Annotated in this window: 10 protein-coding genes; 5 read left to right on the top strand and 5 right to left on the bottom strand. The window is 61.2% G+C overall.

Annotation, left to right across the window (positions count from 1 at the left end; all coding sequences use genetic code 11):
- Positions 1–15 precede the first annotated feature (15 nt).
- From JNJ45_00140 to JNJ45_00130, 3 genes are all read left to right on the top strand, one after another.
- Complete coding sequence (locus JNJ45_00140) at positions 16–3,096, top strand: alpha-mannosidase (GenBank protein MBL8047067.1); 3,081 nt, start codon at positions 16–18, stop codon at positions 3,094–3,096.
- A 106-nt stretch (positions 3,097–3,202) separates the two neighbouring features.
- Complete coding sequence (fliS, locus tag JNJ45_00135) at positions 3,203–3,580, top strand: flagellar export chaperone FliS (protein MBL8047066.1); 378 nt, start codon at positions 3,203–3,205, stop codon at positions 3,578–3,580.
- The gene (locus tag JNJ45_00130; GenBank protein ID MBL8047065.1) at positions 3,558–3,914 is read left to right on the top strand and encodes a hypothetical protein; all 357 of its coding nucleotides are present in this window, start codon (positions 3,558–3,560) and stop codon (positions 3,912–3,914) included. Before fliS ends, JNJ45_00130 begins: the two co-directional genes overlap by 23 nt.
- On the opposite strand, the gene JNJ45_00125 is transcribed toward JNJ45_00130, so the two are convergent.
- The 3 genes from JNJ45_00125 to JNJ45_00115 all read right to left on the bottom strand — a co-directional run bounded on the left by JNJ45_00125 (position 3,911) and on the right by JNJ45_00115 (position 7,846).
- A complete protein-coding gene (locus JNJ45_00125) occupies positions 3,911–5,488 on the bottom strand; it encodes a proline--tRNA ligase (GenBank protein ID MBL8047064.1) in 1,578 nt (525 codons plus the stop codon). The two genes, JNJ45_00130 and JNJ45_00125, sit on opposite strands and share 4 nt — an antisense overlap.
- Before the next feature lie 121 nt (positions 5,489–5,609).
- On the bottom strand, positions 5,610–7,133 hold the full coding sequence (gene sufB / locus JNJ45_00120; GenBank protein MBL8047063.1) for a Fe-S cluster assembly protein SufB: 1,524 nt from the start codon (positions 7,131–7,133) through the stop codon (positions 5,610–5,612).
- 65 nt (positions 7,134–7,198) lie between these two features.
- Positions 7,199–7,846, bottom strand: coding sequence for a hypothetical protein (locus JNJ45_00115; GenBank protein MBL8047062.1), 648 nt, complete (start codon positions 7,844–7,846; stop codon positions 7,199–7,201).
- A 41-nt stretch (positions 7,847–7,887) separates the two neighbouring features.
- Here JNJ45_00115 and JNJ45_00110 point away from each other — a divergent pair, with 41 nt between their 5' ends.
- Complete coding sequence (locus JNJ45_00110; protein MBL8047061.1) at positions 7,888–8,187, top strand: hypothetical protein; 300 nt, start codon at positions 7,888–7,890, stop codon at positions 8,185–8,187.
- Here JNJ45_00110 and JNJ45_00105 read toward each other — a convergent pair.
- Positions 8,184–9,287 (bottom strand): histidinol-phosphate transaminase, encoded by a 1,104-nt coding sequence (locus JNJ45_00105; protein MBL8047060.1) that lies wholly within the window; start codon positions 9,285–9,287, stop codon positions 8,184–8,186. The two genes, JNJ45_00110 and JNJ45_00105, sit on opposite strands and share 4 nt — an antisense overlap.
- Positions 9,288–9,372: 85 nt before the next feature.
- Between JNJ45_00105 and JNJ45_00100 the strand changes: the two genes are divergently transcribed.
- Entirely contained in the window at positions 9,373–10,767 is a 1,395-nt protein-coding gene (locus tag JNJ45_00100; GenBank protein ID MBL8047059.1) for a hypothetical protein, read from the top strand.
- On the opposite strand, the gene JNJ45_00095 is transcribed toward JNJ45_00100, so the two are convergent.
- The gene (locus JNJ45_00095; protein MBL8047058.1) at positions 10,764–12,128 is read right to left on the bottom strand and encodes a DUF1800 domain-containing protein; all 1,365 of its coding nucleotides are present in this window, start codon (positions 12,126–12,128) and stop codon (positions 10,764–10,766) included. The two genes, JNJ45_00100 and JNJ45_00095, sit on opposite strands and share 4 nt — an antisense overlap.
- Positions 12,129–12,213: the final 85 nt, after the last annotated feature.

The raw sequence follows: 12,213 nt of genomic DNA, 5'->3' as shown, positions 1-12,213 counted from the left end.
CTGTAAACTGGTTTCGTGCAAAAACACCCGAGTCTGACGATCCGTCGCCTTGACAGCTTTCTGGCGCATTTGAAGCCGCAACTCATCGGCGAGAAGGCCCCGGTGCTGGTGGAGTTTTGCCCCGAGCCGCACGCCGACGAAACCACCGCCCGCAAGCAAGGGCCATGGGAGGCCGTCGAACCGGGCTTCAAGTGGGGACCGGCTTACCGCGTCGTGTGGTTCCGTGTCCAAGCCGAAGTCCCCGCTGCGTGGGAGGGCCGCGCGATGGGCCTCATCGCCGAGTTGGGCGGCGAGCGCACCCTGTGGGCTGGCAACAGTCCGGCGCGCGGCATTGACGAGCCGCACGCCGTCTGCCGATTTGTCGCCCCCGCACAAGGCGGTGAGGCGCATGACCTGCTGATCCAGGCCTACGGCGCGGGCTACCACGTGCGCGTGCATGGCGAAGTGCCCGAAGAAGACCCGCTCGCGCAGCAGTTCAAAGAGGCGCATCTCGCGCTCATCAACACCGATCTGGAGCCGCTGTACTACGACTTCATGTTCACGCTCGACCTCCTGAAGGCGCTGCCCGAAACCGACCCGGCGCAGGCCGCGCTGGTGCGCGCCATGAACGACGTCTGCAACCTGTGGGAGTTTGGCGGCGACAACCGCATCACGCGCGCCCGCAAGATCATCAAGGATGCGCTGGGCGGACTGCCCGGCGAAGTCAAGCACACCGTAACCGCGGTCGGGCACGCCCACCTCGACACGGCGTGGCTTTGGCCGCTGGCGGTGACCCACCTCAAGATGGCGCACACCACCGCGAACCAGCTCTACAACATGGAGCGCTATCCCAAGTTTGTTTTTGCCCACTCGCAGGCGAGCCAGTATGAGTGGCTCGAACAGGAGTACCCCGAGCTCTTTCAGCGCGTGCTCGCGGCGGCCGAACGCGGCCAGTGGGAACCCGTCGGCAGCATGTGGGTGGAAGCCGATTGCAACCTCAGCGGCGGCGAGTCGCTGGTGCGACAGTTCCTCTACGGGCGGCGATACTTCAAAGCCAAGTTCGGCACCACCACCGACGACATGTGGTTGCCCGACGTGTTTGGCTATGCGGCCAGCCTGCCGCAAATCCTCGAGAAGTTCGGCATCAAGTACTTCCTCACGCAGAAAATCAGCTGGAACCAGATCAATAAGTTTCCGCACAACACGTTTTGGTGGCAAGGCATTGATGGCACGAAGGTGTGGAGTCACTTCCCGCCCGCCGACACCTACATCGGCGACTGCACGCCCGGCCAGCTACTGCAATCGGTGAAGAACCACAAAGACCACAGCCGCAGCGACCACTCGCTGTATCTGTTTGGCTGGGGTGATGGTGGCGGCGGGCCGACCGAGCAACACATCGAACTGATCCAGCGCGCCCGCGATTGCAATATGCTGCCCGAGATTCAGGTGGGCCGCACCGCGCTGGACTTCTACAAAGAAGCCAAGAAGAACTCGAACGACTTGGTGACTTGGAGCGGCGAATTGTACTTGGAAATGCACCGGGGCACGCTCACCACCCAGGCCAAAAACAAGCGGGGCAATCGCGAGGCCGAGTTCCTCATTCGCGACGCCGAGCTCCTCCACAGTTTTGCCGGCGGCGAGTATCCGCAAGCCGAATTGGAGCGCATTTGGAAGCTCATCCTGCTCAACCAGTTCCACGACATCATCCCGGGTTCATCGGTGCCGGAAGTGTATGTGGACAGCGAGCGCGACTATGACGACATCCGCGCGAGCAGTCGGCGGCTGATTCAGGCGGGCCTGTTGGCGGCGACCGCCGAGTTTGCGACCAACGCCATGGAGCACCCGATCGCAATTTTTGCCAACGCCGCGGTGCGCACGCAGGCGAGCATTCCGTGGTCGGGCGACTCCGCCCCGGCGAGCCTTGCCTGTGGCGACGAACGGTTGCCCGTGCAACTAGTCGAAGAATTCGGCGAGCAAAAGCTGATCTTTGCGACTCCGGCCGACGCCCTGGAAGCGGTGACCGTGGCCGACCTCAGCAGTGCGCCCGCGCCGGGTCGTCCCCGCCTGAAGGTCGGCAACCGCCGATTGGAAAACGACGAAATCTCGGTGAAGTTTGACCAGTACGGGAACATCACGAGCATCGCCACGCTCGAGGATCATCCGGTCGAATTCATCCAGAGCGGCAAGCTGGCAAACCTGTTCCAACTGCACGATGACCGCCCGCTCTTCTGGGATGCGTGGGATATTGACCCCTTCGCCTTTGAAAACAGCCTCGACCTCGTGCGCTCGGAGAGCTTTGAGGTGATCGAGCGGGGGCCTGTGCGGGTGGCCGTGCAAGTGGTCAAGAAGTTTGGCAACAGCACCATTCGTCAGATTATCAGCCTTGGCCCAACGCCGGGCATCCGGTTCGACACCGAAGTCGAGTGGCACGAAAACCACAAGCTGCTCAAGGTCGCTTTCCCAGTGAACGTGAACAGTCAGCGCGCCACTTACGAGATCCAGTATGGGCACGTCGAGCGCCCGACTCACCAAAACACCAGCTGGGATATCGCCCGGTTTGAGGTGTGCGCGCAAAAGTGGGCCGACCTCAGCGAAGGCGGGCACGGCGTGGCCCTGCTCAACAACGGCAAGTACGGCCACGACATTCAGGGCAACGTGATGCGGCTTTCGCTGCTGCGCTCGCCCAAGGCGCCGGACAAAAATGCCGACATGGGCACGCACCGCTTTAGCTACGTGCTGATGCCGCACTACGACCAAGTGGTGCACAGCGACGTGATCGCCGCGAGTTATGCGCTCAACGCCGACCTCCGGGCGGCCGACCTGGCCAAGGGTCGCACCGGGCACGCGCCCGAGGCCCGTCGGTTGGTGACCGTTGACACTCGCCATGTCATCGTCGAGGCGGTGAAAAAGGCGGAGGATGACGACGCCACGATCGTGCGGCTCTACGAATGCCACAACACGCGCGGCTCGGCCGAGCTCAGCGTACACGGCGGCGTGACCAAGGCCTGGTTGACGGACTTAAACGAACGTGAAATCCAAGAGTTGGAGGTCCACGATGGCCGCGTCACCTTCGACTTCAAGCCGTTCGAAATCATCACCATAAAATTGACTCGATAAGCACTGCAGTTTGCCCGGACGCGCGCCAACAATCTTAGTGAATGTTGGGAGTGCGTCTAGGGTGAGCTACGGTCGGCAAGTTAATCAATACGAGAAAGCCGCAATTTTGGGGGCCTCGCCCCTGCAGTTGGTGGTGATGCTCTACGACGGAGCAATCAAGTTCGTCAAACAGGGCCAAACCGCGATGGAAGAAGGCCGTCTGTTTGAGCAGAACGAAGCCTTGCAACGCGCGCAGCGCATCGTGGTGGAACTCCTCAGCTCGCTCGATATGCACCGGGGCGGCGAAGTCGCCAAGAACCTGTTTGGCCTCTACACCTTTTGCTACAACGAACTCATTGCGGCGAACGTGGAAGACCAGCCCAAGAAGTTGGATGCCGTCGTAAAGGTGCTCACCGATCTTCGCGAAAGCTGGACCCAGCTGGAACAACAGCAGCGCGGCGCAATTGACACCGGAGGAAGCAGTGATCTTTCCGCAGCCGCCTGAACCCTACGACGTAAAGCTGGCCGGACGCTACCGACTGCTGACCCTCACCCTTTTGGAAGCGCTGAACCGCCAAGATGAGGCGGAAATGAACGCCTTGTTCGGCCAGCGCGAAGTCGTGATGACCGAGCTCGCCGCCATCCCGAACCTTGGCGAGGCTGCCATCAAGTTGCTCAACGAATCGCAACAACTGAACGCCCGATTTACCGCTGAACTGGCCGCTCTGCAGGGCCGCGTCGCCGAAGAATTAATCGCCATTTATCACGGCGACCGCTCGACCAAGCAATACCGCCGAGACCCGAATGTGGGCCTCAGCGGACTTGAGCAAACGGGTTAGTACGCCCGGGCAAACACCACACGCTGAGCGCTGGGCCGTCCGGTCCAAACGCACTCACCGGGTTCGCCATCGCTGCCGTCCAGCGGGACAAACGGAATGCACCGGATCGTCGCGCGCAGGGCCTCGCTAATCTCGTTCTCGGTTTCGCCGGTGCCATCCCAATGGGCGACCACAAACCCGACGCCGCCGTCGCCGGCGAACGCGGCTTCAAACTCGGCCTTCGTGTTCACCCGCTGCACCTGACCCTCGCGCCACTCGCGCGCGGCCCGCAGCATGTCGGACTGCATGTGAGTCAGCTGCTCGGCGATGATTCCGGCGGCGTCAGCCAAGTTCACCGTCGTCTTTTCGCGGGTGTCGCGGCGGGCCAGGACACAGGTGCCAGCTTCTAGGTCACGCGGCCCAATCTCGACGCGGACACACGCGCCCTTGAGCTCCCAATCGTTGAACTTAAAGCCAGGGCTTTCCTTCTCGCGCTTGTCCACCTTCGCACGGATCGGCGTGGGAAGCGGCACGGTGAGTTCGGGTACGTCGAATTGCGGCGTCGTCAGCTCAGGACCGCTCCATAGAATCTTGCGCAGAGCCACGGCGAGGTCGTCGGCCGCGGCGTAGGTGCGGCGACGGGTTTCCTCGTCGCGGCCCATGGGTACAATCGCCACCTGAACCGGCGCGAGCCGAGGCGGCGCGACCAGACCGCTGTCGTCCGAGTGAGCCATGATCATCGTCCCGATCAGGCGGGTCGAAACGCCCCAACTCGTCGCGTAGACATGCTCCAACTTGCCTTCGTTGGTCGTAAACTGCACGTCGAACGCCTTGGCAAAGTTTTGCGCTAGGTGGTGGGATGTTCCGGCTTGAATCGCGCGCCCATCTTGCACCAACGCTTCTATGCAATAGGTGTGGTGGGCGCCCGCGAACTTCTCGTTCTCCGTTTTGATGCCGGTCAGAACGGGCACGGCCATGTAGTCCTCGGCGAACACCCGGTAGACCTCGAGCATGCGGCGCGTTTCCTCCTCGGCCTCGTCGTACGTGGCGTGGGCGGTGTGACCCTCTTGCCACAGAAACTCGGTGGTGCGCAGGAACAGGCGCGTGCGCCGCTCCCAGCGGATGACGTTGGCCCATTGGTTGACCAAAATCGGCAGGTCGCGATAGCTCTCGATCCAGCTTCGGTACGCGTCCCAAATGACGGTTTCCGAAGTCGGCCGTAGGATCAGTTCCTCTTCGAGCTTGGCGTCCGGATCCACGACCACGCCTCCGCCGTTCGGATCATTTTTCAGGCGGTAGTGAGTGACGATGGCGCATTCCTTGGCGAAGCCCTCGACGTGCTGCGCCTCTTTACTCAGAAACGACTTTGGGATCATGAGCGGGAAGCAGGCATTTTGGTGCCCGGTCGCCTTGAACATGTCGTCCAGGCCGCGCTGCATTAACTCCCAAATGGCGTAGCCGTGCGGCTTGATCACCATGCAACCGCGAACTGGCGCGTAGTCGGCGAGCCCGCCCTTAAGGACGAGGTCGTTGTACCAGTCGGGGAAACTCTGGCTGCGGGGCGTGATGCCGTCTTTGCTACTCACGGAGAGTATTTTGACGCATTCGCCCCACTTGGCACTATGTAGCGGTATAGTGAGTGTTCGACCCTCGTGGACACCACGAGAGCCCCGCGACTTTGTTTCGCGGGGTATTTCACTTTTTGGCAGCGGCCTTTTAGCCGACCGAACTTTCCAAGCTCACGCCGAGCAGCTTCTGCGCTTCCACCGCAAACTCCATCGGAAGCTCGCGGAACACGTCCTTGCAGAACCCGCTGACGATCATGTTCACCGCTTCCTCCATCGGAATGCCCCGCTGACGGAAGTAAAAGATTTGATCTTCGCCGACCTTGGAAGTCGAGGCCTCGTGCTCCACTTGCGCGGTAGGGTTTTTCACCTCGATGTACGGGAACGTGTGCGCGCCGCACTGGTCGCCCATGAGCATCGAGTCGCACTGCGAATAGTTGCGGGCGTTGTCTGCACCCGGATTCACGCGCACCAAACCGCGATACGTGTTCTGACCGTTGCCCGCCGAAATGCCCTTGCTCACGACCGTCGAACGCGTGTTCTTGCCGATGTGAATCATCTTCGTGCCGGTGTCGGCCTGCTGCTTGTTGGCCGTCAGCGCCACCGAATAGAACTCCCCGATCGAGTTGTCGCCCTTTAGGATGACGCTCGGGTACTTCCAGGTAATCGCCGAACCAGTTTCTACTTGCGTCCACGTAATCTTGGCGTCGCGCTGAGCGATGCCGCGCTTCGTAACGAAGTTGAAAATCCCGCCCTTGCCATCCTTGTCGCCGGGGTACCAGTTCTGCACCGTGCTGTACTTGATCGTCGAGCCGGCTTCGGCAACGAGCTCCACCACCGCGGCGTGAAGCTGATTCTCGTCGCGCATGGGCGCCGTGCATCCTTCCAAATAACTGACATACGCACCCTCTTCGGCCACGATGAGCGTGCGCTCAAACTGACCGGTTTTGGCCGCGTTGATGCGGAAATACGTGGAAAGCTCCATCGGGCATCGCACGCCCTTGGGGATGTAAACAAACGAGCCGTCGGAAAACACCGCGCTGTTGAGCGTCGCGTAGTAGTTGTCGCTGTACGGAACCACCGAGCCCAGATATTTTTGGATCAGTTCCGGGTGCTCGCGAATGGCTTCGCTGATGCTACAGAAAATGATGCCGTGCTTCTTGAGTTCTTCCTTGAACGTGGTTGCCACGCTCACCGAATCGAACACCGCGTCCACGGCGATCTTTTGGCCCTTGGCCTCGGCGGGCGCGAGCTCGGCCTTGCCCTGCACGTTAAGCAAAATCTCTTGCTCAGCAATGGGGATGCCCAGCTTTTCGAACGTGCGCAGAAGCTCAGGATCCGCCTCGTCGAGGCTGCTGAGGCTCGGCAGTTTCTTGGGCGCCGAGTAGTAAATGATGTCCTGCAGGTCCGGCTTGTCGTAGGTGACGTTGGGCCAGTCGGGCTCGGTCATCGTTTGCAGATGTCGGTAGGCCTTCAGTCGCCATTCGAGCATCCATTCCGGTTCTTGTTTCTTGGCGCTCAGGCGGCGAACAATGTCTTCGCTAAGACCGGGCTCAAACTCATCGGCCTCAATCTCGGTAACAAACCCTTCCTTGTACTCACGTTCCGCCCAGGATTCCAGCAGAACGTCGTGCTCGCTCTTTTCTTCGAGCGTCGTCGCAGTTTCGTTATTCATTTTGGATTGCGCCACCGCCCACCTGGCATCACCAGCATCGCGGGTCGCACCCTTATTGTACGCCTTTAAGGGCCAAAAATGCGAGCGGCGGTGATCACTTGTTCGCTGAAAAACGGATCATCATCAGGTTCAAAACCAGCGCTCAGGGCGGCTTCATCAATCGCGCCGTCGGCCAATTGCTGAGCCAGCGCCGCGTAGGCCAAATGCATGCGCACCTCCGCCATTTCTTTGTTGCGCTCGGCGAGGCCAGCGGCCCGCTCAAAGCCCGATTTCGCCACGCCATATTGACCTTTTTGAAGTTGGTGCGCGGCCTGAAGCCACTCGGCGCGACTGAGGGCGAGGTCGCCCTTCTTCAGTTCGTATGCCAAACCTAGATGGAAGGCCGACAGGCGGTAGCCAAGCTCGGCTTGCTCATCGGAAATCTCGGGCGAATCCTCCCAGCCGCGCCAAAGGTTGGCGCTGGCGTTGAACGCCGCCGCCTTGACCCAGCCCTTTTCCTCGTCCGGCAGGTTGCGGTCTTCGCCGTACTTGAGAACGCGTTGGAACACGACGAGGGCGTCGCCGTGGGCGCCCTTATCTCGCCATAAATCCACGCCGAGGCCATTGAGCGATTTCAGGTTTTCGGCGAGGTTTGGACCGGACAGTCCCTTGGATATCGCCGCTTCCACGCCCTCCGCTTGCCACGCCTCCAGAAGTTCGGGAGATCTACTCATGCTTATTGCCATTATACGCGCGATGCGGCTAGACTGGGAACATGAAGCGCCTTGCCCTTCTCGCCCTTGCCCTCGGCATTCTTTGCGCCGGATGCGCCCCCAAGACCGAGGAATCCGCGGCTCCGGCGGCTGAACCCGCCGCGACCAATATGGACACGGGCTCGGGTGGTGGAGTCGCGCCAATGGGATCGGGCGCGGTCGGCGGCGCTACACCCATGGGCGGCACCGAAAGCCTCGGCGGAGGCAGTGGCGGCGGCGTGGCCGATGCGGCCAAGGGCGCGGCCCGACGAGCGGCCTCGGGCTCCAGTTCCACCGCGCCGATGCCCGACGAAGGCAACTAAGCCGTCGCCAGACTCATCACTTCGCGCAGGGCCGAGGCGAATTCTTGCACCTCGGCCAGCGTGCCGCAACTCACGCGCAAGTAATTCGGCAAGCCGAGTACGTGCCCTGAGCGCACGATCACGCCGCGCTTAAGCAGCTCGCGGAAAATCGGCTCACCCGGCTGACCCATGTCGGCACAAACGAAGTTGGCGAAACTCGCCACCGGCTTCGCGCCCACCGCGCGAAAGGCCTCCATTAGGGCGGCGGCGGATTCGCGGTTCATTTTGACGCCCGCGGCTAAGTGCTCACGGTCGCCAAGGGCGGCGATGGCCGCGGCCTGGGCCAACGAGTTCACGTTGAACGGCTCGCGAACCCGCTGGAAGGCGTCCACCACGGCGGGCGGCGCAAAGCCAAACCCCACCCGGATTCCGGCCAGGCCGTACGCCTTGCTAAAGGTCCGCAAGCCGACGACGCGCTCGGTCGCCAAGTAGTCCAGGCTCGTCGCGTAGTCCGGCTCGTCGGCGGCATACTCGGCGTAGGCTTCGTCGAGCACCACCACGACGTGCGCGGGCGTGTTGGCCAGCAACGTGTCAATCTCGGCCCGCGTCACGATGGTGCCGGTCGGATTGTTGGGGTTGGCGATCCAGATCATGCGCGTGCGCTCGGTGACCGCGGCCGCCATGGCCGTAAGATCGTGCCGCAAATCGGCATCAAGCGGAACCTTGACCAGCTTCGCGCCGACCACCTGCGCCGAGGCATCGTAGCGCACAAACGAGGGATCGCCCACGATCATCTCATCTTCCGGACCGTTCAAAAAGATCAGGCCGAGGTAGTGAATGAGCTCGTCGCTGCCGTTGCCAAACAGCACTTGGTCGGCGGGCACAGCGTAACGCTCGGCGATGGCCTGCACCAGCCGATACGACGAGGCGTCGGGGTAGATGTGCATTTCCCGAGCCGCCTGCTCCACCGCGGCGATGGCCAGCGGCGACGGCCCAAGCGGATTTTCGTTGCTCGCCAACTTGATCACGCGCGTCAAGCCAAACTCGCGCTGGACTTCCTCAATCGGTTTCCCAGGCGAGTAGGGGCGCATCGCGGAGAGGTGAGGGCGAATCGGCAACATATACTAGATTTTGGCACAAGGACCGTTTTTTGCCGAAGAAATGAACCTGATTCGCGAGGATTCTGTCACAATAGTTGTACTGTCTATGGCATCCCCCCGCACTTTCTTTGGCCTCGCTGTGACCGCCCTCCTCGCGGTTTCGGCACCTGCGCAACTGCGCGTCTGTTCGTGGAACATCACCAACTATTCCAGTGGCCGCACGAGCGAATTTCAGACTTCGATCTACGGAGTGTTCTCCGGCCGCAGCCTCGCGCCGGACGTGATCCTCGCCCAAGAAATCCTTTCGGACGCCGCGTCACTAAACTTTCTCACGATCCTAAACACCGCGCCGGGTAGCCCCGGCGACTGGGCGCGAGTGCCATTCGTCAATGGTCCGGATACCGATCAGACCGCGTTCTACCGCACGAGCCGAGTCACGCACCTGAGCACGGTGATCGCCGCGACGGGAAGCACCGACCCGAACGACCAGCCCCGCCACACGATGCGCCATGACTTTCGACTGGCCGGCTACAGCGCTAACAGCACCGTCATCGCGATGTACAACTCGCACATGAAGGCCAGCTCGGGAACCAGCGATCAGGCGCGGCGCCTCGTGGAAGCGAACAAGATTCTCACCAACGTGGCGACTTTGCCCGCGGGTTATCACTTCCTCTTCGGCGGCGACACGAACATGCAGAATTCGTCGCAAGCGGCCTATCAGGCCTTGGTGAGCGGCACTTGGGGCACACGCCAATTCAACGACCCGATTAAGACGCCGGGCTCGTGGGAGAACAACGGTTCGTTCCGATTCGTCCACACGCAAGACCCCGGTCCGGGCAAGACCATGGACAGTCGGTTTGACTTTTTGCTCCTGAGCTCGGGGCTGATGGATGGCACTGGTCTGGACTATATCGGCAACCCGAACGTGGCCTACAGCACGACCACCTGGAACGATCCCAACCACAGCTACCGGTGCTGGGGCAACGATGGCTCGTCGTTCAACGCGGCGCTCAACATCAGCACCAACAGCATGGTCGGCAGCACAATCGCCACCGCCTTGCAGAATTCTGCCGTCGGCGGCGGGCACCTGCCGGTTTTCCTTGACATGAAGGTGCCGGCGAAAATTGGCCTCAGTGCCAGCCTGATTGACCTGGGCAACGTGCAATATCTCGGACGCCCTCAAGCCACGGTGACCCTTACGCACGCGGGCGATATCGCCAAGTGGACGACCGCCGGTTTGCAAAACCTGGTGGTAACGCCGACCGCCGACCCCAAGATTACGATTGTGCCGGGCACCCGCACGATTACCCCGGGCATGAACAAGCTGTTTACGATGCGACCGCAGACCAACGTCCTTGGTCGGTTCCAACGCAACGTGACCCTGGCCACCAATGATCCCGACTTCCCGACGCGCACCATTACGCTCAAGTGGAACGTGGTCCGCGGCTACCCGTGGCAGCCGGTGCGTAACCCGATTGAAGGGCCGCGCGGCGGATTCTAATTGAACTGGTAATCGGGCGCGCCGAAGATAAGCCGCGCGGCAGCCGCCGCGACTGGAGGAGCAGTCTTGCTGTTCAGCGGTTTGCCCGCCAGCACCGTGTCGGCGGCCTTCTCCACGTTGATCAGTTTGACTTCGGGAATGCGGGCGTCGAGAATTTCGTTCATGCGCTTGGCGAGTTCCTTCGTGGTGGTGACATCGCCCACCGCAAGCACCCCTGGGTTTGAGCCCGCGAAGTTTCGACCGAGAAACAGATTCGCACCGAACTTGATCCGCTCGATCATCGTGGCGCTACTGATCCATCCCGCTGCGCTCGGGTCCCACCCGTTCACGTCGGGCGGAAAGAGGAGGTCCATGCCCATGCCCTTGGTCGAGACCCGGGCGAAGGTCGCAAGCTGCGCAATCCGTCGATCCTGAGTGTCCGCCAGCGCGGTGCGAACCACCTCGCCGAGGCCAATTTGTCGCAGCGGCGCGATGACGAAGTCCACAGGATTTTTGACCAACCCACGCTGCGATTGCTCGCTGTAGAACTCGGGCGCTTCCATCATCGCGCGCAATATCGCCTTGGTCTCCATTTTCCCTTTGCGATAGGCGGCGGCCATGCGATCAATCAAGCCGTCGTCGGGGTTGTCGTAGCCAAACCACTCCCACATCTTGCGCGCAACGTGACGCGACGTTTGGGGCATCGAAGCAAGGATCGCGCAAATGTCATCCCCGCTGAGCTTGGAGGTTTGCCCCAGCACGGTTTTGAGGTCGTTATCGTGCTGGCGCTGATCCAGATAAAACTCGTACAGGCGTTGGCCTTTGACCCTTCGGAAGCGCCATCCGGTGAAGGCGCGGGCGGCTTCTTGCACATCCTTTTCCGTGTAATGCCCCACGCCGAGAGTGAACAATTCCATGACCTCGCGGGCGAAATTCTCGTTCGGTTTGCCCTTGAGATTCTCCTGGTTGTCAAGCCAAAAAATCATGGCCGGGTCTTGCGCAAGCGCGAGCAGCAGATGCTCGAATCGGCCGAAACCCTTTGCGCGCAAGGTTTGCACTTGCTGGTGCATCATGGGTGCTTGCGTCACCTTTTGGCCGCTCGTGGCGAAGTGGTGATGCCAGAACAAAGCGACCTTTTCTTCTAGCGGGCGGCGGGTGGTGATCATCCGCAGAAACCACGCGGTTTGGACGTGCCGCATGTTCGCGACGCCGTTCTTGTCGAGGGTGGTCGGGTCGATGTCAAGCTCCTCGACGCCCTCAAAGTTGAGCAGCTTCTCAATCGCGCCAGCCAGGCCATCCTTGCCGTAGTACTCCATCTCCTGCTCGCTCGCGCCAAAGCCAAACCGCCGCAGCAGATGGGCGACCTTCTGAGTTTCTGTCATAGAGTTCGGGACGTTAGCCACAGTAGATTGTTCGAGAAAAAGCAAGGCCCGTGCTTGAAACAAGCCCGGGCCGTGCCTAAGTTCG

The organism is Chthonomonas sp. (genome assembly GCA_016788425.1).
GTDB lineage: Bacteria > Armatimonadota > Fimbriimonadia > Fimbriimonadales > Fimbriimonadaceae > JAEURQ01.
This window is presented reverse-complemented; position numbering and strand designations above follow the sequence as displayed.

Bases quoted from the DNA above. Each gene is read 5' to 3' on its own strand.
- sufB (MBL8047063.1), bottom strand. From the start codon at position 7,133: ATGAATAACGAAACTGCGACGACGCTCGAAGAAAAGAGCGAGCACGAC.
- JNJ45_00115 (MBL8047062.1), bottom strand. From the start codon at position 7,846: ATGAGTAGATCTCCCGAACTTCTGGAGGCGTGGCAAGCGGAGGGCGTG.
- JNJ45_00110 (MBL8047061.1), top strand. From the start codon at position 7,888: ATGAAGCGCCTTGCCCTTCTCGCCCTTGCCCTCGGCATTCTTTGCGCC.
- JNJ45_00105 (MBL8047060.1), bottom strand. From the start codon at position 9,287: ATGTTGCCGATTCGCCCTCACCTCTCCGCGATGCGCCCCTACTCGCCT.
- JNJ45_00100 (MBL8047059.1), top strand. From the start codon at position 9,373: ATGGCATCCCCCCGCACTTTCTTTGGCCTCGCTGTGACCGCCCTCCTC.
- JNJ45_00095 (MBL8047058.1), bottom strand. From the start codon at position 12,128: ATGACAGAAACTCAGAAGGTCGCCCATCTGCTGCGGCGGTTTGGCTTT.